At 64.0% G+C, this 21,887-nt stretch carries 15 protein-coding genes; 7 read left to right on the top strand and 8 right to left on the bottom strand.

Annotated elements, in window-relative coordinates:
* The 3 genes from DL237_RS04260 to DL237_RS04250 all read right to left on the bottom strand — a co-directional run bounded on the left by DL237_RS04260 (nucleotide 1) and on the right by DL237_RS04250 (nucleotide 3,967).
* The gene (locus DL237_RS04260) at nucleotides 1-192 is read right to left on the bottom strand and encodes a hypothetical protein (protein ID WP_147405310.1); all 192 of its coding nucleotides are present in this window, start codon (nucleotides 190-192) and stop codon (nucleotides 1-3) included.
* Entirely contained in the window at nucleotides 189-1,877 is a 1,689-nt protein-coding gene (locus DL237_RS04255; protein WP_199671976.1) for a glucan biosynthesis protein, read from the bottom strand. The genes DL237_RS04260 and DL237_RS04255 overlap by 4 nt, the downstream gene beginning before the upstream one ends.
* 707 nt (nucleotides 1,878-2,584) lie before the next feature.
* Complete coding sequence (locus DL237_RS04250) at nucleotides 2,585-3,967, bottom strand: aspartate aminotransferase family protein (RefSeq protein WP_119397797.1); 1,383 nt, start codon at nucleotides 3,965-3,967, stop codon at nucleotides 2,585-2,587.
* A gap of 251 nt (nucleotides 3,968-4,218) precedes the next feature.
* Here DL237_RS04250 and DL237_RS04245 point away from each other — a divergent pair, with 251 nt between their 5' ends.
* On the top strand, nucleotides 4,219-5,835 hold the full coding sequence (locus tag DL237_RS04245) for a DUF1217 domain-containing protein (RefSeq protein WP_119397796.1): 1,617 nt from the start codon (nucleotides 4,219-4,221) through the stop codon (nucleotides 5,833-5,835).
* 178 nt (nucleotides 5,836-6,013) lie between these two features.
* Here the strand turns inward: DL237_RS04245 and DL237_RS04240 are convergent, their stop codons facing one another.
* Nucleotides 6,014-6,502: a nucleoside deaminase gene (locus DL237_RS04240; RefSeq protein WP_119397795.1), complete on the bottom strand. Its 489-nt coding sequence runs from the start codon at nucleotides 6,500-6,502 to the stop codon at nucleotides 6,014-6,016.
* A gap of 479 nt (nucleotides 6,503-6,981) precedes the next feature.
* Here DL237_RS04240 and DL237_RS04235 point away from each other — a divergent pair, with 479 nt between their 5' ends.
* From DL237_RS04235 to DL237_RS04210, 6 genes are all read left to right on the top strand, one after another.
* The gene (locus tag DL237_RS04235) at nucleotides 6,982-7,968 is read left to right on the top strand and encodes an ABC transporter substrate-binding protein (protein ID WP_119397794.1); all 987 of its coding nucleotides are present in this window, start codon (nucleotides 6,982-6,984) and stop codon (nucleotides 7,966-7,968) included.
* A gap of 24 nt (nucleotides 7,969-7,992) precedes the next feature.
* Nucleotides 7,993-8,766 (top strand): ABC transporter ATP-binding protein, encoded by a 774-nt coding sequence (locus DL237_RS04230; protein WP_119397793.1) that lies wholly within the window; start codon nucleotides 7,993-7,995, stop codon nucleotides 8,764-8,766.
* Between the two features lies 1 nt (nucleotide 8,767).
* Nucleotides 8,768-9,622, top strand: a complete 855-nt coding sequence (locus DL237_RS04225; protein ID WP_119397792.1) for an ABC transporter permease — start codon at nucleotides 8,768-8,770, stop codon at nucleotides 9,620-9,622.
* Entirely contained in the window at nucleotides 9,619-11,007 is a 1,389-nt protein-coding gene (locus DL237_RS04220; protein ID WP_119397791.1) for an amidohydrolase family protein, read from the top strand. Before DL237_RS04225 ends, DL237_RS04220 begins: the two co-directional genes overlap by 4 nt.
* 76 nt (nucleotides 11,008-11,083) lie before the next feature.
* Entirely contained in the window at nucleotides 11,084-12,079 is a 996-nt protein-coding gene (locus DL237_RS04215; protein WP_119397790.1) for an isopenicillin N synthase family dioxygenase, read from the top strand.
* Nucleotides 12,080-12,133: 54 nt separating this feature from the next.
* Nucleotides 12,134-13,087, top strand: coding sequence for an isopenicillin N synthase family dioxygenase (locus tag DL237_RS04210; protein ID WP_119397789.1), 954 nt, complete (start codon nucleotides 12,134-12,136; stop codon nucleotides 13,085-13,087).
* 267 nt (nucleotides 13,088-13,354) lie between these two features.
* Here DL237_RS04210 and DL237_RS04205 read toward each other — a convergent pair whose 3' ends face one another.
* From DL237_RS04205 to DL237_RS04190, 4 genes are all read right to left on the bottom strand, one after another.
* Nucleotides 13,355-14,764: a pyridoxal phosphate-dependent decarboxylase family protein gene (locus DL237_RS04205; protein ID WP_119397788.1), complete on the bottom strand. Its 1,410-nt coding sequence runs from the start codon at nucleotides 14,762-14,764 to the stop codon at nucleotides 13,355-13,357.
* A gap of 57 nt (nucleotides 14,765-14,821) precedes the next feature.
* Nucleotides 14,822-15,700: a transglutaminase family protein gene (locus DL237_RS04200; protein WP_119397787.1), complete on the bottom strand. Its 879-nt coding sequence runs from the start codon at nucleotides 15,698-15,700 to the stop codon at nucleotides 14,822-14,824.
* A 3-nt stretch (nucleotides 15,701-15,703) separates the two neighbouring features.
* Nucleotides 15,704-18,064, bottom strand: a complete 2,361-nt coding sequence (locus DL237_RS04195; RefSeq protein ID WP_407691900.1) for a circularly permuted type 2 ATP-grasp protein — start codon at nucleotides 18,062-18,064, stop codon at nucleotides 15,704-15,706.
* Between the two features lie 342 nt (nucleotides 18,065-18,406).
* The gene (locus DL237_RS04190; protein WP_119397786.1) at nucleotides 18,407-21,766 is read right to left on the bottom strand and encodes a transglutaminase family protein; all 3,360 of its coding nucleotides are present in this window, start codon (nucleotides 21,764-21,766) and stop codon (nucleotides 18,407-18,409) included.
* Nucleotides 21,767-21,887: the final 121 nt, after the last annotated feature.

Genomic DNA, 21,887 nt, shown 5'->3' with positions numbered 1-21,887 from the left:
TCAGGCGAGATGCAGGAACGAAGCGAAACGGGACATCCAGCCGAGGGAGGCTGACGCACCTTGGCGCGCGCTGCCGTCGCGCTCAAGAATCTGGCGCGGCATGTCCATCGGCGCCATCGGGGGCTCCCAATGCGTTGCCTCGACGGCTGTTGCGTTCAAGGCGGCGGCTTCCATATTCATTTCGGCTTTCATTCCTTCACCCACTGGTAGAGCCAGGTTTCGGAAAGCTTGCGCCCATAGCCCGAAAGACCGGCCTTGATCTCAACAATACTGTCGTCGGGGGCGGATATTTCCGTCACCAAACGCCAGGTCTTGGTGCCGTCTATGCAACTGAGAACCGTCTCGACGATCTCTCCGTTGTTGACCTGCACGGTAGGAGAAACCTCCGCGTTGTCGGGAAGTTCCGAAAGAAGTCCGCCAGAGAAGTCGATGACGAACTTTCGGCGGTCCTTTGCCGGTTTAACACCCGCAACACCGCCATGACCGGCCCGTGTGCGCAAAACCTGTGCAAGTTCTGTCTCGTCGCTGCCGGGCGTCATCCCCCAGGTCATACGATAGGAAACCTCGAAATTCGCGCCCTGGGTAAAGCTCGCGTCCGGCACCCAGAAGGCGACGATATTGTCGTTTCCTTCGAGATCGGATGGAATTTCGACCAGGCGGACAAAGCCTTTGCCCCAGTCGCCCAGCGGTTCGATCATCAGCGACGGGCGCAGATCATAGCGTGCCCCTGCATCCAGGTAGTCGTCGAAATCGCGGCTGCGCTGCACCAGACCGAAGGCCTTGGGTGTCATTGCCCCGAGATAGGACGAGGCCAGACGCGGCGGGTTCTTCAGCGGCCGGAAAAACCGGTCGCCGCCCTGGGTGTCCAGCACCAGCGCCTGGCTGTCGTGGACTGCGGGACGGTAATCGTCGAAGTTGCCTTTGTCGGCCGATCCGAAAAGATACATTGAAGTCAGCGGCGCAATCCCGATCTGCTCAACGTCGTTGCGCAGGAAAAGACGCGCTGTCACGTCGATTTCGGTGTTTTCGCCGGGACGGATCGCAAACCGATAGGCACCCGTCAGCGACGCGGATTCCAACGACGCATACAGCACGGCCTGATCGGCGCCGGGAACGGGCCGTTCCAGATAGAAGCCGGAAAAGCGGGGGAATTCCTCGCCCGAGGACAGCCCCGTATTGACGGCCAAACCGCGCGAGGACAGACCATAGCGATTGCCGCGCCCCAATGCCCGAAAGTACGACGCACCAAGGAACGCGACCAGTTCGTCAAATATATCCGCCCGGTTCAACGGAGCATTCAGGCGAAACCCGGCGACGCCAGGCATCACGATATCCTTCGGAACATCCTTGCTCAGCGGTTCGTGATAGAGAAAGTCCGCCGTCGAAAATGTCATCGGCAGCTTCATCCCGTCGACGACCTCGAACAGTTCGACAGGTTCCTTGAACAGCCAGCCGAGCGAGAAGGCGTTGACCTGAAACAAAGATTCCCCGTCGCGCCAGCGGGCCCGTTCCGGATTGAACTGAATACGCTGGTATCCGTCGTAATCCAGTTGCGACAGGAAACCCGACAAGGCCTGCACCTGGCGCGGGTCCTGCGTAGCAAGCTGGCGCATCTCTTCGGTAAGGGTGTCGAAGGTAAAGGGCTGCGGCGAGGGCTGTTCGGCAGCAGCGGCGTCGGCGGGTTGCGCGGCATCCTGCGCCAGGGCGGGCAGACCACAGGCGGCGAAGGCTGTCGAGCCGGCAAGCTGGCGCAGAAGACGGCGGCGCGCAGGCGAGGCCGGCAGGGCGCGCTTGGGGATATTGGGGTCAGCGGTCGCTGCCCTACGCGGCGTTTGGCGGGCGGCGGAGGGGCAGTTCACGTTGGCATTCGGCAGCATATGGTATCCTCAAAAAGCGCTTTCCCCGAAACGGGATATCGTCCGAGATTTTCCCGTCGGACGAGCAGAGGCAATCCGGGCGGGTCGCCACGGCAAGCATTCGCCGTACCTTCCCTGCCGCAACGCAGAAAACTTGCCGATGGTTCAATGCGCAAAAGGCAGAATTTTGCGTCTGAGGCTCATGAGCAGGATAAATCCTGTGATTCCGGGCGGTTGCCAGCAGGCAAAATATCGCTATCCACCCTGCCCCTGCCAGCGGATTCTGCGGGCGCAAAGCGAAAATCAGGCGGCTTTCCGCCGATACGAATGCCAGGATCACGCGCAATTCACGGCAACAGCGAAAATCGGCTGACCACATTACGGAAGTGAAATCTGTAGTGAGACGCTCAGGCGGGAATCATGCAGGTGCAGAACGACCGTATTGTGATTTCGGAATGTCCGCCCCGACACAGCCGCCCTGCCCCGTGACCCGGGCACTGACGGCGCCGCTCAGGCGCGGCAAAAAGGGCTGGTTCGCAACGTCGGTATCTGGGCGGTATCTATGCGGTATCCGGGCGGGAAAGGCACGGAAAATGCCGCGCCCGGCATGGCATCGCGAAACAGGACAGCCCCGGCACGCCGTGCGCACAAATGGGCACAGCCGGGAGGCCCCCACATGAAAAAGGCGCGGACTGCTCCGCGCCTTTCATGCTCAGCAGCAGACGGCCTCAGACCAGCCCTTCGGCCTTGGCCCACTCGTAGGTCCTGTCGAGACCGCGCCCCATGCGCAGGATGATTTCAGCGACATCGTCTTCGGTCACGATCAGCGGCGGGCACAATGCCAGCGTTTCGTAGACAGAGCGCGAGATCAGCCCCTCTTCGGTGCAGAAGGCCGAGGCCTTGGCCGCCATCATGCCTGCCGGTTCAAAGCTTTTCCTGGTCGCCTTGTCGGCCACCAGTTCGAGGCCGGCGATCAGGCCGACGCCGCGCACTTCGCCCACCAGAGGGTGATCGGAATATTGACGCAGGCCCGTCTGGAACTGCTCCTCAAGGCGGGCCGCATTGCCGATCAGGTCACGCTCTTCGATGATCTTGAGGTTTTCGAGACCGACGGCGGCGGCAACCGGATGACCGGAGCCCGTGAAACCATGACCGAACGACCCCAGCTTGGCGGTATTGTCGGCGATGGCGCCATAGACCTCTTCGGTCACCATGATCGCGGCGAGGGGCATGTAGGACGACGAAATCTGTTTCGACAGCACCAGGATGTCAGGCTCGAACCCGTATTTTTCACAGCCGAACGCCGTGCCCAGACGCCCGAAACCATTGATCACCTCGTCCGCGACCAGTAGGATGTCGTACTTCTTGCACAATGCGGCGATGCCCGGCCAATAGCCTTCGGGCGGCACCATGACACCGCCCGCGCCCATCACCGGCTCACCGATGAAGGCGCCGATGGTTTCGGGGCCTTCGGCCAGGATCGTATCTTCGGCCTCTTTCAGCAGGCGGGCGGTAAATTCGACCTCGGATTCGCCGTCCAGGCCATAGCGCCAGAAATGCGGCGTGGTCAGGTGCGTCACGGGTATCGCGGGCAGGTCGAAATCGCGGTGGTTGCCCGCCAGCCCGGTCAGCGACCCCGAAGCGACGGTGATGCCGTGGTAGCCCTTGTTGCGGGCAAGGAACTTTTTCTTTTCGGGGCGGCCAAGGGCGTTGTTCATGTACCAGACCATCTTGACGACGGTATCGTTCGCCTCGGATCCGGAATTGGTGAAAAAGCACTTGGTCAGGTTGGCCGGCGTCATCTCGGCCAGCTTTTCGGCCAGACGGATCTGCGGCTCATGCGCCTTGTGCGCAAAGGTATGGTAATAAGGCAGTTCCTGCATCTGCTTCGTCGCGGCATCCACGAGGCGCTGTTCGGAAAACCCGACGGCGACGGACCACAGCCCGGCCATGCCTTCGATATATTCCTTGCCGTTGGTGTCGTAGACATGAATGCCGCTGCCGCGCGTGATGATCATCGGCCCCTGCTGCTCATGTGCGCGCATGTTGGTGTAGGGGTGCATCGAATGGGCGATGTCCGCCGCGGCAAGGGAATTTGAAAGATCGTTCATGTAAGGCTCCTTTGAAAACGCGCCGGTCAGGCCCGCGCGACAGGCAGATGGTCGGGACACTAGCCGGGCATGGCCGCAGATAGAAGGGGCAGCGACAATGCGCCCCCCAAGCACACCTGCCCCAGCGTGGGACACGCGGGAAAATCCGACAATGCGATGCAAAAACCCGGCGGTGGATACGCCAGGTTAAGAGACAGGGCCTAGCCTCTGACGCGGACGGGACACGAATTGCGATTGCCGGAGGCCGAGCGATGTTTACACCGACAGCCATGGGAACGGGCGTCTCCGGGTATGAATTCCTGATGCGGACCCGCGACCGCCAGCAGCAGTTGCTGGCGCAATCGGCGCCGATCGCGCGCGATACCGAACAATTCAAGAGCAAGCTGAAGGATATTCAGACATCGGACCAGCTGATGGATGACCGCGCCATGTTGCGCGTCGCCCTTGGTGCCTTTGGCCTGGACGAAGACATCAACAACCGCGCCTTCATCAAGAAAATCCTCGATTCCGATCTGACGGACGGCAAATCCCTTGCCAACCGACTGGCCGACAAACGCTATCTTGCCTTTGCCAAGGCGTTCAATTTCGCCGGTGAGGGGGGGCCATCGCTGACATCGACCAAATCGGCGGAGGAGGTTTCGGCGCAGTTGGCCAGCATACAAACTGCCGACGACCTGCTGAACGACCCCTCGCTGCTGCGCGCGACCCTGAAAACCTTTGGCCTGGAGGACGACCGGACCAACACCTATTTCCTGCAACAGGTGCTGAATTCCGATCTGGGCGACGAAAACTCCTTTGCCAACCGCCTGTCCGATCCCCGCTATGTCGCGCTTGCCGAGGCGTTCGATCTGGCGGGCAAGGCCCGCGACCGGGACAGCCTGTATGGATTCGCGACGCTGTTCGCAGACAAGGCCGCAGACATCCGCACCCCCGAGGCCCTGATGGACGAGCCGGAGTTGCTGGCGGCGGCCTTGCAGATATTCGGCCTGCAGGCGGATGCCGACGACCCGGAGTTGATCGAAGCTGTCCTGGCATCGGATCTGACCGATGACACCTCGGTCGCCAACACGCTGGAGGACAAGCGGTACGCGGCGCTGGCCAATGTCTTTGACTTTGCCGCGATGGCCGAGGCGGATGCCGATCCGAACGCCGAAGCCTTTACCAGCACCTTGCAGAAGGTCGTCAAGACCGTCAGCGCGCGCACCAGCCAGGTCGAAACCCCGGCGGATCTGTTCAAGGACATATCGCTGATGCTGGCCACGTTCGAATTCTTCGATCTGCCATCGCGCAGCGACAGCGTGCCCTTTGCCAGCCGCATTCTGGGGTCGGATCGCAACAGCCCGACGTCATTGCTGAACGTCTACCCCGATCAACGCTATCGCGCCTTTGCCGACGCCTTCAATTTCAAGGACCAGGATGCGGGGCGCACCTATCCCGCCGGATTTGCCGAAACGGTGGTGGAGAATTACCTCGACCGGCAGTTCGAGATCGAGATCGGAAACGCCGATCCGACCCTGCGCATTGCGCTGTCGCTGGAACGCGACATGGCCCAGGTGATCGCGGGCGCCAGTACCAACAGCTCTCGTTGGTACGGCGTGCTTGCGTCAAAACCGCTGAGAGAGGTTTTCGAGACCGCGTTCCAGTTGCCCGCCAGTTTTTCGGCGCTGGATATCGACAGGCAGAGCGCGGAATTGCAGGCGCGATCCGAACGCCTGTTCGGCACGTCCAATGTTACCGAGCTTGCCGAAACGGAGGCGCTGCATGACGTGCGGCGGCGCTATCTGTTGCTGAGCAATGTCAGCTCGGGCGGGGCGATGTCCTCGGCCAGCATCGTGGCCACCCTTTTGGGCGGAAGCGAGGAGCAATAGACGGCGGCACCCGCGGGGGCGGCACCTAAGGTGATCACGCCGCCAGCCTGCCCGGATGGGCGCCTGAATCCGGGCACGAGGAGCGGGCGGAACCCCGCGCCCCGTCGGAAATCAGCGACCCGCCAAGCAAATCAGGTAAATCCAGGTAAATCCACGTAAAAAGGGTGGCCGCCGATGATCAAAGGCTGTCCCAGAAACCTTCATGCACCACGGCGCTTTCTTCGCTGAGCAGGGGGCCGACGACCTCGACTGCGCGTTGCCCTGCGCCAAAAATAGTCCTGCACGGCAGATCCATCGTCAGGTTCTCGGGATCGGGGCCGATCAGCGCCTTCAGGTCGACCTCGCTCATCCCGTGGACGACGCGCCCGACGCCGGTCCAATAGACCGAACCGGCACACATCGCGCAGGGTTCTGCCGAGGTGTACATCGTGCATCGTGACAGGAAATCGACATCGTATTTCAGGGACGCCGCCGTCATCAGGTTGCGTTCGGCGTGGCCTGTGCGATCGCCCTTGGTGCCGCAGGTGTTCATGTCTTCAAGCAGGATCTCTCCGTCAGGGCCGGCCAGCAGCGCGCCGAAGGGATGATCGCCGCGCGCCCGGCTTTCGGTGGCAAGGGCGATGGAGCGGCGAAGAAGGACAAGGTCCTGGTCGGAAGTGATGGGCATCTGGTGCCTCCTGTCGGTGTCAGCTTGGCGCGACAACACGAGAGATTCGCCCCGAAAACAAGATCGAATCCCACATTGCATACGATCCGAGCCTCTCACATCGCCCATATTTACGGCAAATTCGACAGCGTCCGATCAAAAAACGCACATTTCAGCACGGTGCATCGCGGCCTGCGCCATCGCATGCTTTGCCGAACGCGATCCGCAAGGCCAAGGTGGATCACGAGTAGAAGCGGAAGGGCCCAGGCCATTCGGAAAAGTTTCCGAGACTGGGGCACTGACATTGCTCATCAAGGCCAACGACAGGGTTGAGGTGATTGATGACGCGGCGACTGCACTACTCCTTCCTGAATATGCGTATGCCACGCGCCGCCGCGCAACGTCGCGGGGGCCGGGAAGGCATGGCGTTCCTTCCGTTATCAGGCTCCAAGAAACTTGGAAAAACCAGATCAGACAACAAGAGAAACAGGGAAATCGTAATGAACAGACTTTGCGCAACCGCGCTTGTGGCAATCACGCTCGGCTCACCCGCCTTCGCCCTCGACAAGATCACCTATCAGCTGGACTGGCTGCCGGGTGGCGACAAGGCCCCGATCTATGTCTGCGTCGAGGAAGGCTTTTGCGAAGAGGCCGGGCTTGACGTCAGCATCGCGCCGGGCCGGGGATCGTCGGAGGCAATTACCAAGATCGCGACCGGCGTTGCCCAGGTCGGATCAGCCGGGATCGAGGCGCTGATGGCGGCCAAGGTTACCGAAGGGGTGCCGGTCACAGCGATCGCGTCGATCTTCAACACCGGGCCGCACGCCTTCTATACCACCGCAGACAAGGGGATTTCCGAACTGGCGGACGTCAAGGGCAAGTCGGTCGCGACGTCGCCCTTTACCTCGTCCAACGTGTTCCTGCCGCTGGTGCTGAAACAGAACGGCATGTCCGAAGACGACATCACGCTGACCAAGGCCGATCCCGGCGCGCTCGGTCCGCTGCTGATGACCGGCCAATCCGACGTCATCATCGCCTGGCTGACAGATGTGACGCGCTATACCAACCAGGCCAAGGAAGCGGGCAAGGACATCGTCGTCCTGCCGTGGGATTCTGCCGGGCTGAAGCTGTATTCGGCATCGCTGATCGCCAGCGACACGTTCCTGACGGAGCAACCAGACGTCGCCAAACGCTTTGTCGGTGCCTTCCTGAAGTCGATCCAGTTCGCCTATGACAACCCGCAGAAAGCCGCCGAAGACACCGCCGCGATGGTGCCCGAGCTGAGCGCGGAAGATGTCATCGGGTCGTGGACCGATGCGTCGAAGCTGGCCTTCAACCCCGTCACAGACGAATTCGGCCTGGGCGCCTTTGACGAGGCACGCCTTGCCTCGACCTGGAAACTGGTTGCCGAAGCGCAGGGGCTGGACGCCGAAGCGCTGGATCCCGAAACCGTCGTCGACCGGTCCTTCCTGCCCGACGGGATGTAAGCCACGCTGAAAGGGACGTTGTCCATGACACAAGATGCCATCAGCTTTTCCGAAGCCGGTCAGACTTTCAGAACCGACTCCGGGCCGCTGACAGCCCTGTCGGGGGTGGATCTTTCCATCGCCCGGCATGAATTCGTCGCCGTCCTCGGCCCGTCGGGCTGTGGCAAATCCACCCTGCTGCGGATGACCGCCGGGCTGATCAAACCGACCGAAGGCATGGTGTCGGTCTTTGGTCTGCCGGTCACCGAGCCGCGCGACGATATCGGCATCGTGTTTCAACAGGCGACCCTGCTGCCCTGGGCCAGTGTCGAGGACAACGTCGTCTTTCCGGCCAAGCACAAGCGTGGTCGCGTGTCCCGACAGGACCGCGACCATGCCCGCCAGATCATCGCGACCTGCGGCCTGGCCGGATTTGAAAAACGCCTGCCCGGAGAGCTGTCGGGCGGTATGCAACAGCGCGTGGGGATTGCCCGCGCGCTGTTCCTCAACCCCGATATTCTGCTGATGGATGAACCCTTTAGCGCATTGGACGCGCTGACGCGCGACGCCATGGGGTTCGAATTGCTGCGCCTGTGGCAGGCCAGCCCCAAGACGGTGCTGTTCATCACCCATTCGATCCCCGAGGCGGTCATCCTGGCCGACCGGGTGGTGGTGATGAGCGAGCGCCCCGGTCGCGTCATTGCCAATCTGAAAGTTCCGCTGAGCCGACCGCGCGACGAAAGCTCGCTCCGCTCAACCGAGATGCAGGAATTCATGGGCCATCTGCGCGGCCTGCTGATCAAGGACAAGGTGGCCTGAGATGAGTGCTGAAGCCGATATTTCCGTTTCCGAACAAAAGGATACGGCTACGACAAAGGTGCCCGTCGCGCCATCGGAACCGTTTATGGAGAAGCTGATCCGCCTGCCGGTGGTGCTGCCGCTGCTGACCTTCGTGCTGATCCTGGTGGTGTGGGAGGCCGGGACACGCCTGTTTGCGGTGCCCAGCTATATCCTGCCTGCGCCCAGCCGTATCCTGGGCGGGTTCGAGGTGGTCAGCCTGTCGCGTTGGGTCGAACATGTCTGGTCGACGCTGCGCGTGGCGCTGATGGGGTTCGTGCTGGCAATTGTCGTATCGCTGCCGATTGCGGTCGGGTTGGCCAAGTCGCGGTTTCTGAGCAGGTCGCTTTATCCGTTGCTGGTGGTGATCCAGTCGGTGCCGGTTGTCGCCGTGGCCCCCATCATCATCGTGGTACTGGGGACGGATGACGCGCCCCGCGTCGTCATCACCTTCATGATCACCTTCTTCCCGCTGGTCGTGTCGATGACGACCGGGTTGATGGCGACACCGCCGGAGTTGATCGAACTGTCACGGTCTTTGCGGGCCCCTGTCTGGCGCGAGATCAGCCAGATCCGTTTGCCCTATGCGACCCCTTATATCTTTTCCGGCCTTAAGATTTCCATAACACTGAGTGTGATCGGCGCGGTGGTGGCGGAATTCGTCGCTGCTGAAAAGGGCATCGGCTACTTCATCCAGTTCTCGACCTCGATGTTCAAGCTGCCGCAGGCCTGGGCTGGGCTGGTCGTTCTGCTGGTGATGTCGCTGGTGCTGTTCCAGGCGGTCAGCCTGACGCAAAAGATCCTGTTCCCCTGGTCGCTGCCGAAAGAACGCAAATGAGCCTGCTGATCACCAATATCCGCGACTGCCTGACCGGCAAACTGGGCGCGGGAGAGACCTTTTCCGGCGCGATCCGCGTGCGCGACGGGCTGATTGCCGAGATGGGCGAGCTGTCCCCCCTGCCCGGCGAAGAGGTGCTGGATGCGGGCGGCTGCGCCGTGGTGCCGGGGCTGGTGAACACCCATCACCACCTGTTCCAGTCGGTGCTGAAAGCGGTGCCCAAGGGGATGAACCTCGCTCTCGACCCGTGGCTGATGCATGTGCCCTATACCTGGTGGCCGCTGCTGGACGAAGAGACGTTTCGAATATCGGCCCGGATCGGGCTGACGGAACTGGTGATGAGCGGCGCGACCACGGTGGCGGATCATCACTATATCTATTCGGATCGCTACGACTATGCCCCCTCGGACGTGCTGTTCGAGGAGGCGGCAAAGCTGGGCATCCGCTTTGTGCTGGCACGCGGTGGCATGACGAAGGGGCGCGTGTTCGACGACCCCGGTGTGCCGCCCGCCCCCTGCGAGACGCTGCAACGGTTTCTGGACGAGACGCTGGCGACGGCGGCGAAATGGCATGATCCGTCGGACATGGCGATGACGCGCGTGGCGGTAGCCCCGACCACGCCGACATTCAACGTGGCGCTGGAAGAGCTGGGCGAGATCGCGGCGTTTGCGCGTGAAAACAAGCTGATGCTGCATTCGCACCTGAGCGAGAACGAAGCCTATGCCGCCTTTACGATGGCCAAGTATGGCCAACGCCCGGTCGAATGGCTGGCCGACAAGGGGTGGCTGGGCAGCGATGTGTGGTTCGCGCATCTGGTCGACCTGGCCCCGCATGAGGTGAAGATGCTGGCCGAGACCGGCACCGGCATGGCGCATTGCCCGAACGCCAACGCGCGGCTTGGCAGCGGCATTGCCCCGGCAGATGCGCTGCACCGGCTGGGCGGCGCGGTGTCGATGGGCGTCGACGGCGCAGCGGCGAACGAGGCGGCGGACATGGGCATCGTCATGCACGCGGCCTTCAGCCTGCACCGTGCGACGAAGGGCGTCGGCGCAGTCCGTGCGCAAGAGGTCCTGCACTGGGCGACGGCGGGCGGCGCGAAGGTGCTGAACCTGCCGAAGGTCGGCACGTTGGCGGTTGGCATGGCGGCCGATATCGCGGTGCTGGACCTGTCCGCGCCGCGCAACCTGGGCCTGCATGAGCGGGCGATTGCGCCTGTGATCACTGGCGGCATCGTCGTGAAACACAGCCTGGTCGGCGGCAAACGCATTGTGGCGGGTGGCCTGCCGACCGGCGTTGATCTGGGCCAGTTGGCCGAGGATGCGATGCGTCTGACAGACAGGCTGATCGCGCGACAGCGGCGGCAGGCCGCGCTGGAACCCGTTTAGGAATACCCACCGGAGTATAAGCAGGCAGCACATTCGTGCAGGTCATTGCTCCCTTACCATCGAAGGAGAAAAGACCATGAATGACACGACTTACGGATTGCAGGAGCTGAACGCCGAAAAGGCCTTCGGCGGCATGGGCGAGACGGTCGAGCGGGACATTCCGCAGATCGACATGTCCGATTATTTCAACCGCAAGGACGAGATCGGAGAGGCGCTCTGGGCGGCGGCGACCGAGATCGGGTTCTTTCAGTTGACCAACCACGGCATCCCGCAGGCGTTGGTGGACGAGGCGTTCTGGATGAGCGAGCAATTCTTTCAGCTGCCCGAAGACACCAAGAAGAAATTCCCCCTCAAGCCCGGATCGAACGCCGGGTGGGAGTTCATGGAGCAGGTGCGCCCCTCGACCGGGACGGCGGACCGCAAGGAAAGCTACCAGATCACCCTGCCCCGCATGGCCGGCCTCTGGCCCAATGGCGTCGAGGTTCCGGCCTTCAAGGCGACGATGATGGCATTCGAGCGGCACAACTGGTCGCTGGCCATGCGGGTGCTGAGCTGCTTTGCCGATCGCCTTGGATTCATGACGGATTTCTTTACCGAAGGGCATGACCCGGAGGCAAAGGAATACCAGTCGACGCTGCGCCTGATCCACTATCTTGGCATGGAAGACGCCAAGCCGGAGGACTTCAAGTTCTGGCGCGCGGGCGCGCATACCGATTTCGATTGCCTGACCCTGCTGCACCAGAAACCCGGTCAGGGCGGCCTTCAGCTCTGCCCCGGCAAGGATGCCAAGGGGCGCGCGATTGCCTGGACGGATGTGCCGCCGCTGCCCGGCGTGATCACCTGCAACATCGGCGACATGCTGATGCGGTGGTCGGATGACAAGCTGCAATCGACGCTGCACCGGGTGCGGATGCCACGGCCCGAAGAATACCTCGGGCCGCGCTATTCGATGGCGTATTTCGCGCAGGCCAACATGGACACCGTGCTGGAGGGGCCGGAAGGCAAGTACGACCCGATGACCGGGCATGAGTACATCCAGATGCGTCTGGGCGCGAATTTCGCGAAGAAATGACGCTGCGGGCGGCCTGCGCAGGGCCGCCCCATTCCTGTGCAAGAGGTTGAGAGCATGGCGAAAACACTGCCGATCATAGATGTCGCGGGCCTGTCTTCATCAGACCCGTGCGAGCGGGTCATGGTGGGCGAAAAGATCCGTGCGGCCTGCCTGGCGCATGGTTTTTTCTATGTCACTGGCCATGGCATTCCCGAAGGCCTGATCGAGGCGGTGATGAGCGAGACGCGCGCCCTGTTCGACATACCGGATGCCTGCAAGGACGCGCTGGACAAGGCCAATTCCCCCTGCAATCGCGGATATGAGCAATTGGGGGGCCAGACCCTTCAGCAGGGGGCGCTGCCGGACCGCAAGGAAGGCTATTACATCGGCGAGGAACTGACGGCGCGGGACGGGCGTGTGGCGGCGGGCAAGTTCAATCACGGACCGAACCAGTGGCCCAGCGACCTGCCCGGATTTCGCCCGACGATGATGGCCTATTTCGCCGCCATGACGACGCTGGGGGCGCTGCTGATGCGGGGCATGGCGCTGTCGCTGGATCTGGAAGAAGATTACTTTTCAGGGTTTTGCGACCAGCCGCTGGCGACGCTGCGGTTGCTGCACTATCCCCCTGCGCAGCCCGACAACCCCGACGAGATGGGCGCCGGGGCGCATACGGATTTCGGCGGGCTGACCATGCTGTTGCAGGACAACGTCGGCGGGCTTCAGGTGCGCGACGAAGATGGAAGCTGGATAGATGCGCCCCCGATTCCAGGGGCTTACGTGGTCAACCTGGGCGACATGATTGCCCGGTGGACCAATGATCGCTACCGCTCGACCCTTCACCGGGTGATCAACAAATCAGGGCGCGAGCGGTACTCGGTTCCCTTCTTTTACTCGGGTTTTCCCGACCACGAGGTATCGTGCATCCCGACCTGCCTGTATGACGGCGAGACCCCGCGCTATCCGCCGATCACGGTCGAGCAGCACCTGCGCAGCATGTATGAGCGAACCTACAAGGCGGCGCGCTGACGTCGGTAGGGGGATTTTGCCGAAAAGCGCGGAATCGAGTGGTTAATTGAGGAAACCGGCGAAATGCAACGTCGGTATCTTGACGGTATCAGTGCGGTATCTGAACGGTGCGCGGGGTGGTGCGGAGAGGGTCGTTAACGCAGCGGTCGGGGAGGCTGGAGGGCGCAAGCGTGCGCTGCCTGCCGTCTACCGAGCGGCCAGAAACTGGGCTCCGAAACTGGGCCCGAAACTGCGCTCCGAAATTGGGGCCCGATACGGGGGCAGCTGTCAGCGCGCGACGGGGGCCACGCCGGCCAGTTCGCAGATCACGTCATAGGCGACCTGCGCATCCTGTTCCTGCATGTCGAACTGGCCCGCCTGAAAACGGATCGCCAGCGCATCCCCCACCCGCGTCTGGGTCAGGTAGATGCGGCCGTCGTTGTTGATCGCCTCGACCAGCGCCAGTGTGGCGGTATCATCGGCACCTGCGGGGCGAAAGGTGAAGAGCGACAGCATCGGCTCGGTCAGGATCTCGATCCCCTCGGTGGCGCGGAGTTTCTCGCACAGGTCAACCGACCAGCGGACGTGATTGCGGATCATGTCGCGCAGCCCCTCAAGCCCGTGCGCGCGCAGCAGGAACCAGAGCTTGAGCGCGCGAAAGCGGCGGCCAAGGGGGACCGACCATTCGGAATAGTTGATGATGCCGTCGGCACCATGTGTCTTGAGGAATTCGGGCTGGATGGCGAGGGTGCGCACGAGGTCGTCGGGGTTGCGCAGGAAATGCGCCGAACAGTCGAATTGCGCGCCGAGCCATTTGTGCGGATTGAAGACCACGGAATCCGCGCCCTCGACCCCCGCCCAGAGGCTGCGGAACTCAGGACAGATCATGGCCGAGCCAGCCCATGCGGCATCGACATGGGTATAGAGATCATGCGCGCGGGCGACGGCGATCACCGCCCCGAGGTCATCGCAGCCGCCGATGGAGGTGCCGCCGGTACAGCCGATGACACCGGCAGGGCGGTGCCCGGCGGCGATGTCGGCGCGGATGGCCGCGTCCAGCGCTGCGGCGTCCATCGAATGACGCGGACCGGTCGAGGGGATCTTGACCAGGTTGTCCGCCCCGATGCCGGAAATCCAGATCGCGCGGTCGATGGAGCTGTGCACCTCGGCCGAGCAATAGATGCGCAGTTGCGGCCCGGCGCGCAGGCCGGCGCTGTTGCCCGCCCAGCCGAGGGCGCGTTCGCGCATCACCAGAACGGCGGCAAGGGTGGCCGAGGAGGCGCTGTCCTGAATGACGCCTTCGAAGCTGTCCGGCAGGCCGATGGCATCGCGCAGCCATTGCATCATGCGCGTCTCAAGCTCGGTCGCCGCCGGTGAGGTCTGCCAGAGCATACATTGCGCGGCCATGGCCGAGACGAGGTATTCGGCCACCACGGACACCGGCGCGGCATTGGCGGGGAAATAGGCAAAGAAACGGGGGTGTTGCCAGTGGGTCATGCCGGGGGCGATGATGCCTTCGAAATCGGCAAAGATCTGTTCCATGTCTTCGGCCCGTTCGGGGGGCGCGGCGGGGATGGAACGGTAGGTCTGGCCCGGCGCGACGCGGGGACGGACGGCGCGGTCACGCAGGCTGGCGCGGTAGTCAGCGCCCCATTGGGCGGCGCGGGCGGACCATTCGGCAAAATCATCGGTGTTCATGGGCCAAGTCGTAGCGCGGCGAAACCGGTTTGGCGAGAGGGGGTTTAGGGGGCGGGGTCAGGTGGCCTCGACCACGTCGACCGCCTGCTTGGTGCTGCGCCCACCGGTAAAGCGCAGCGCGCCCTTGACGGGCGAGACATCGAAATAGTCGCGGCCATAGCCGATGACGACGTGATCGGTGCCTGCCAGCATGGCATTGGTGGGATCGAATTCGACCCAGCCCATTTCATTGCCGCACCAGGCCCGGACCCAGGCGTGCATGGCATCGGCACCTTCGAGGCGTTCCTTGCCCTTGGGCGGCAGGGTGCGCAGGAACCCCGAGACATAGCCCGCCGGAATCCCGAGGCTGCGCAGGGCGCAGATGGCGATATGGGTGAAATCCTGACAGACACCCCGGCGCAGTTCGAATGCCCTGGCAATCGGGGTGTCGACCAGCGTGGCCTTTGCATCGAAGGTCATGTCGCGGTGCAACGCCGTGCAGATGGCATCGGCGGTGGCAAAGGCGGTTTCGGCGTCGCGCGCCTGTTCCGCGGCCCATGCGGCGATACCGGCGTGGCGGGGCACGCGCGGCGAAGACCACAGGAACTGGTGCGGCGCATGGGGCGACAGGGATGGGGTGCCTGCCATCTCGGCTTCGAAATCACGGCGGCGGGGCGATACGTCGAGGCGCGGCGTCAGTTCGAGACGTTCGACGCGGGCCAGCATTTCGAACTCGGTCCGTTCCTGCCGGTCGACATAGGCGATTTCGGTGCATTCGTTGCCGAAGAAGTCGCGGCGGTTGATCACCTCGGACGGGCGGGGCTGAAACGCGAGGCGGGCGTCGTGCACGATCTGCACCCCCGGCAGGCTGATCGGCAGCAGGCGCAGCAGGTGGCGGCCGACGTCGGCGGGGCGTTCGTAGGCATAGCTGATGCGCAGACGGATGGAATAGATCATCGCCTACCTCAGGTAACTGTCGGCCAGCAGGCCGGAGAAGCTGGCCGTCGCGTCGGAAATCTCGGCCAGGCGGGGTGGGTCGATTTCGGGCGCGACGGCGATGGCGAGGGCGGTTTGCAGGCGCAGAACCTCGCGGCGGAGCGAGGTCATCTGACCCTGCGGCGTCGCCAGCTTGTCCAGCCAGTCGAGGTGCCGCAGGATATCGCCCAGCTGGGTCAGCACCGAGCGGGGGTTCGCCTCGTCCAGCAGCAGCAGGTCGAGCACGGTGTCGCGGCTGATCACCGAGGGAAAGCGCTGGCGGTGGATCATGATGGCATCGCCCGCCTCGATCGCGATGTCGAGCGCACCTTCGGGGGCGTCGGGATCGGTGAAGGTGGCCAGCATGTTGGTGGTGGCCCAGGCGCGTTCAACCGCGCGGCCCAGCGACAGGAAACGCCAGCCGGTCGCGTGGTACATGTTTTCGTGCACGAGGCCGGAAAAGCCCGAGACCTTGCGCAGCAGCACGCTCATCGCGCGGGCGCAATCGTCGCCGGGTTGCAGGCGCGGGCCGATATTGGCGGCGGTGCGTTGCAGGTCCGTCAGGGCGTTCCAGCCGTCTGCGGAAAAGCGGTCACGGATGCGCCCTGCCCCGGCGATGGCGCTGCCGAGGTCGGCCATCAGGCCCTCGGGCATGGTTTCACCGGTGTCCACGCCCATGACCGAGAGAGCTTCGGAGAGGTGGTGCGTCAGCGGCAGGTCGGCCAGGCCATTTTCGGCAAGGCGCAGGTGGTAGGCGCGCAGCAGGCGGATCTTTTGCTGGGCACGTTCGCTGTAGCGGCCCAGCCAGAACAGGTTGTCGGCGGCGCGCACCGGCAGGGCGGCATATTGCGGCTGGCTGTGGTGCGGGCTGGGCGTGGTCAGCAGCGTGTCTTCGGGCGGGGCCACGGGCGAGACTACCCAGACATCGGAGACCGCGCCGCCGCGCTGCATCGAGATATCGGCCGAGGTGTCGGAATTGCCGATGCGGGCAAAGCCGCCGGGCATCACCTGCCAGCCTTGCGCGGTGCGTCCGAGGATCACGCGCAGGCTCATCGGGCGGGCCTCGAGCCGGCCATCGACGAGGGCGGGCGCGGTCGAGAGCGAGACGATTTCCTGCGCCGCGAGGGTTTCGGCGCGCCGGTCTATCCAGTCGGGATCGAGCGGTTGGCCATCGGGATGGCGGCCCGCGATCACGACGTCGGGGCCATGATCGAACGGCAGGTTCGTCGACAAGGCGCGGTCGATGGTCATGCGCGCGGCATTGGCCCGCACGTAGCTGCGGGCCGACGCGGCACCGCACCACCACGTCGCGATATTGGGCAGCGACAGGTCCCGGCCCAGCCACTTGCGGGCGATACGCGGGATGAAGGCCATCAGCGCGCGGGTTTCCAGCACGCCCGAGCCGGGCGCGTTGACCATCGTCAGCTGCCCCGAGCGCAGCGCGCCCAGCAGGCCCGGCGTGCCGATCTGGCTGTCTTCGCGCAGTTCCAGCGGGTCGAGCCATTCGGAATCGAGCCGCCGCCACAGCACCGAGATCGGTTGCAGACCGCCCACGGTATGCACCATCAGGCGGCCATCGCGCACCACAAGGTCTTCGCCCTGCACCAGCAGGAACCCGAGGTAACGCGCGATATAGGCATGTTCGTAGTAGGTGTCGGTCATCGGACCGGGCGTCAGGATGGTGACGCGGCTGTCGCCATCCGAGCGCAAGGCCAGCAGGGCATCGCGAAAGGCGCGAAAGAACCCCGCCAGCCGCGTGACGTTCGAGCGCGCCATGATGCCGGGAAAGCTGCGCGAGGTGGCCATGCGGGTTTCCAGCGCGAAACCGGCCCCCGAGGGCGCCTGCGTGCGATCATCCAGTACCCACCATTTGCCATCCGGCCCACGCCCGATGTCAAAGGCCATCATGTGCAGGAAATGCCCCGAGCGCGGCCGGATCCCGACCAGCGGGCGCAGCCATTCGGGATTGGCCGTCAAAAGATCGGGCGGGATAAGCCCCTGTTGCACCAGCGCGCCGGGGCCATAAAGATCGGCCATGATGCGTTCCAGCAGATCGGCGCGTTCGACCAGCCCGGCGGAAATCTGGCTCCATTCACCGGAATCGATCAGCAGCGGCAGGTGGGCCAGCGGCCAGTCGCGCTCTTCCTCGGAATCCGGGCCGTAGTGGCGAAAGTAGACCCCGGCGTCGCGCAGGTACTGGCTGCCGCGGGCGGTGGCATGGGTCAGATCCTCGGGCGAGAGGCGGGACACTTCGGCGAGAAAGGGCTGCCAGACGGGGCGGACATTGCCCCGGGCATCCATCAGTTCGTCCGCGACGCCTTCGAGGGGGCGATAATTGGCCAGCAGTTCCGCGAGACGCTGTTCGGGGGTGGTTTCTGGCCCACTCTCTGTCGGCGTCTCTGGCGTCGTCTCCGGGGTCGTCTGGGGCGGGATCGCGGCGGCGGTGTCAGGCCCGGTGCCGTGCGCCGTGGCGACGGGATCGCGGCCGGGCACGCCGTTTTGCGGAACGTCAGATGTCACCGTTGCGCCCCCCCTGGTCCTTGCAACCCGTTCAAACGGCGCAGGGTCCTGCGCCCATCCAAGGCCGGCCACAGGCCGCCTTGCCGTTCTTTCTTGCGGCGGGGCACCGTGCCCCCCGCGCGCCCCGCCCCCCGGGAAATCCGGGGGGATGCGCGGCGTCAGAGGCCCTTAGACGCCCGCCGGGCGCCTGAGGTCAAGCGTCATCGGGAATTCGCCATGGCTGTTTTCGGGCGGCGGCATGTAGAGGCCCGGGGTATGGCCATGCGGTTCGAACCGCGACAGGCGGCGGGCCTCGGCCTCGTTCGCATTGACGGGGAAGGTGTCGTAGTTGCGCCCCCCCGGATGCGCCACGTGATAGACGCAGCCGCCCAGTGCCCGGCCCGTCCAGGTGTCGAAGATGTCGATGGTCAGCGGCGCATTGACCGGCACGACGGGGTGCATCGCGCTGGCGGCCTGCCAGGCCTTGAAGCGGATGCCCCCCACCACGACGCCGTTGGTTTCCGTCTTGGCCAGCGGCACGCGGCGGCCGTTGCAGGTGACGATGTAGCGCCCGGTATCGCCGGTCGAGAGTTTCACCTGAAGCCGTTCGGTGGAACTGTCGGTAAAGCGCACGGTGCCGCCGATGGCGCCGGTTTCACCAAGGACGTGCCAGGGTTCCAGGGCCTGGCGCAGTTCCAGGTGGACGCCTTCGTATTCAACCTCGCCACAGAAGGGGAAGCGGAATTCGGACTGGGCCTCGAACCACTCGGGGCGGAAGTCGAAGCCGTGGCGGCGCAGGTCGGCCAGCACATCGAGGAAATCGGTCCAGACGAAATGCGGCAGCATGAAGCGGTCATGCAGCGTGGTGCCCCACCGCGTGAAATCACCCCCGATGGGCTGATTCCAGTAGCGCACCAGCAGGGCGCGGATCAGCAGTTGCTGTGCCAGCGACATGCGCGGGTCTGGCGGCATCTCGAAGCCGCGGAATTCGACAAGGCCGAGGCGGCCGGTGGGACCGTCGGGCGAAAACATCTTGTCGATGCAGATTTCGGCCCGGTGGGTGTTGCCGGTGACATCCGTCAGCAGGTTGCGCAGCAGACGGTCGGTCAGCCAGGGCAACGGCGGCGTGCCCTGCCCCGGCGCCGGGATCTGGGCCAGCGCAATTTCCAGTTCATAGAGGTTGTCGGCGCGGCCTTCGTCGACGCGGGGCGCCTGGCTGGTCGGCCCGATGAAGAGGCCGGAAAAGAGATAGGACATGGCCGGGTGCCGCTGCCAGTGCAGCACGAGCGAGCGCATCAGGTCGGGGCGGCGCAGGAAGGGCGAGTCGTTGGTGGTGGCCCCGCCGACGACGACGTGATTGCCGCCGCCCGTGCCGACGTGCTTGCCATCGATCATGAACTTGTCGGCGCCGAGACGGCACTGGCGGGCCTCGTCATAGACGCCGGCGGTGATCTGCTTGCACTCTTCCCAGTTGGCGGCGGGGTGGACGTTGACCTCGATCACGCCGGGATCGGGGGCGACGCGGATCACGTTCAGGCGGGGGTCGCCGGGGGGCGAGTACCCCTCGATATGCACCGGCAGGCCGAGCTTTTCAGCGGCGTCTTCGGCCACGGAGAGCAGTTCGAGGTAATCCTCGATCGCCTCGACCGGGGGCATGAAGACGCAGAGGCGGCCATCGCGGGGTTCCACGGCAATGGCGGTGCGCACGACACCGCCGACGCCGGTGGTGTCCTGTTCGACGCGATCCTGCGTTTCACCATCCGCGCGAAAGCTGGCGCGGGCATTTTCGCGCATTTCGGATTCCGCCTGACTGCCCGAAGCATCGCCCGCCCCGCCTGCGCGGCGCTGGAAATCGGGCAGGTCGCCGCGTTGCACCGTCGGGTCGGCGTCGTTGATATAGGGATAGCTGGAGGGCGGGACGTAGGGCAGCGCCCCCAGCGGCAGGCGATAGCCGACCGGGCTGTCACCGGGCACAAGGTAGAGGTGGCCGCGCCGGGGCTTCCACATCTCGGAGCGCCAGCGGGTGCCGGCGGCCTTGCTCTGCCAGCGTTGCACGGGAAGGATATAGCCGGAGGGTTTGGTGAGGCCGCGCCCGAAGACACGGGCCAGGCGATGGCGTTCCTCGGGGTCCTTGAGCTTGGAATTTTCCGGGGTCACGTTGTCGGGCAGGTTGCCCTCCTTGAGGATCCATTCGGCGGGATCTTCGTAGGCGGGCACGGTATAATCCGGCTCGACCCCCAGAGAGGTGGCGATTTCGCGCAGCAGTTTTCCTGCGTCCTTTTCGGTGGCGCCCGTGTCGGCAACCTCCTTGGCGATCAGCTCCGGGTTGCGCCAGATCGGCTTGCCGTCCTTGCGCCAGTAGAGCGAGAACGTCCAGCGCGGCAGGGTTTCGCCGGGGTACCATTTGCCCTGACCGTAATGCAGGAAACCGCCGGGGGCGAAACGGTCGCGCAACCGGCGGATCAGCTCATCCGCGAGGCCGCGTTTCATCGGCCCGACGGCGCCAGTGTTCCACTCGGAGCTTTCAAAGTCGTCGATGGAGACGAAGGTGGGTTCCCCGCCCATGGTCAGGCGCATGTCGGCGGCAGCGAGGGCCTGATCCACCTTGCCGCCCAGCGCATCGAGGGCATCCCAGGAGTCATCCGAGAACGGCTTGGTGATGCGGGGGTGTTCGGCGGTGCGCGTGACGTCCATTTCAAAGCCGAAATCGACCTCGGCAAAGGACGCAACGCCGGAAATCGGGGCGGCGGTCCGGTAATGCGGCGTGGCGGCCAGCGGAATATGGCTCTCTCCCGCCAGCAGGCCCGAGGTCGGATCAAGGCCGATCCAGCCGGCACCGGGCAGAAACACCTCGCACCAGGCGTGCAGGTCGGTGAAATCGTGATCGGTGCCGGCGGGGCCGTCGATGGCGACGAGGTCAGGTTTCAGCTGGATCAGGTAGCCCGAGACGAAACGCGCGGCAAAGCCCAGGTTGCGCAGCGTCTGCACCAGCAGCCATGTCGTATCGCGGCACGATCCGGTGCCGGTCGTGAAGGTTTCCTCGGGCGTCTGCACGCCCGGTTCCATGCGGATGACATAGCCGATTTCGTTGGAAAGGCGCGCATTCAGTCCGACGACCATGTCGACCGTGCGCTGTTCGCCCTTGTCGATGGTGTCGAGAAACGCCTGCAATTTCGGCCCGACGGGTTCGGGCGTGCGATAGATCGACAGGTCGTCGCGGATGTCTTCGGGATAGTCGAACGGCCAGACCTCGGCCTCCTCCTCGACAAAGAAATCGAAGGGGTTGTAGACCGTCATATCCGCGACGAGGTCGACCTCGATCTTGAATTCATGCACCGGCTCGGGAAAGACATAGCGGGCCAGCCAGTTGCCATAGGCATCCTGCTGATAGTTCACGAAATGCTTTTCCGGCAGGATCTTGAGGGAATGCGAGATCACCCGCGTGCGCGAATGCGGCGCGGGGCGCAGCCGTATGATCTGCGGCCCGAGCGTGACGGGACGGTCGTATTTGTAGTGCGTTACGTGGTGGATCGCCGCTGTGATCGACATATACTCGCCTGCCTTGAATTGCCTGGGATCAGCCTTCCACGTTTGTCCCGCGCTTACAAATGATTGTGCGGCCCGCCGGTTTGCCTGATCCCGATGCGTGGCGCGATTGCCCGCTGGGGCA

The organism is Pseudooceanicola sediminis, assembly GCF_003575965.1.
Taxonomy (GTDB): domain Bacteria; phylum Pseudomonadota; class Alphaproteobacteria; order Rhodobacterales; family Rhodobacteraceae; genus Pseudooceanicola; species Pseudooceanicola sediminis.
This window is presented reverse-complemented; position numbering and strand designations above follow the sequence as displayed.

Bases quoted from the DNA above. Each gene is read 5' to 3' on its own strand.
- DL237_RS04260 (WP_147405310.1), bottom strand. From the start codon at position 192: ATGAAAGCCGAAATGAATATGGAAGCCGCCGCCTTGAACGCAACAGCC.
- DL237_RS04245 (WP_119397796.1), top strand. From the start codon at position 4,219: ATGTTTACACCGACAGCCATGGGAACGGGCGTCTCCGGGTATGAATTC.
- DL237_RS04250 (WP_119397797.1), bottom strand. From the start codon at position 3,967: ATGAACGATCTTTCAAATTCCCTTGCCGCGGCGGACATCGCCCATTCG.
- DL237_RS04235 (WP_119397794.1), top strand. From the start codon at position 6,982: ATGAACAGACTTTGCGCAACCGCGCTTGTGGCAATCACGCTCGGCTCA.
- DL237_RS04255 (WP_199671976.1), bottom strand. From the start codon at position 1,877: ATGCTGCCGAATGCCAACGTGAACTGCCCCTCCGCCGCCCGCCAAACG.
- DL237_RS04205 (WP_119397788.1), bottom strand. From the start codon at position 14,764: ATGAACACCGATGATTTTGCCGAATGGTCCGCCCGCGCCGCCCAATGG.
- DL237_RS04240 (WP_119397795.1), bottom strand. From the start codon at position 6,502: ATGCCCATCACTTCCGACCAGGACCTTGTCCTTCTTCGCCGCTCCATC.
- DL237_RS04210 (WP_119397789.1), top strand. From the start codon at position 12,134: ATGGCGAAAACACTGCCGATCATAGATGTCGCGGGCCTGTCTTCATCA.
- DL237_RS04225 (WP_119397792.1), top strand. From the start codon at position 8,768: ATGAGTGCTGAAGCCGATATTTCCGTTTCCGAACAAAAGGATACGGCT.
- DL237_RS04190 (WP_119397786.1), bottom strand. From the start codon at position 21,766: ATGTCGATCACAGCGGCGATCCACCACGTAACGCACTACAAATACGAC.
- DL237_RS04200 (WP_119397787.1), bottom strand. From the start codon at position 15,700: ATGATCTATTCCATCCGTCTGCGCATCAGCTATGCCTACGAACGCCCC.
- DL237_RS04230 (WP_119397793.1), top strand. From the start codon at position 7,993: ATGACACAAGATGCCATCAGCTTTTCCGAAGCCGGTCAGACTTTCAGA.
- DL237_RS04215 (WP_119397790.1), top strand. From the start codon at position 11,084: ATGAATGACACGACTTACGGATTGCAGGAGCTGAACGCCGAAAAGGCC.
- DL237_RS04220 (WP_119397791.1), top strand. From the start codon at position 9,619: ATGAGCCTGCTGATCACCAATATCCGCGACTGCCTGACCGGCAAACTG.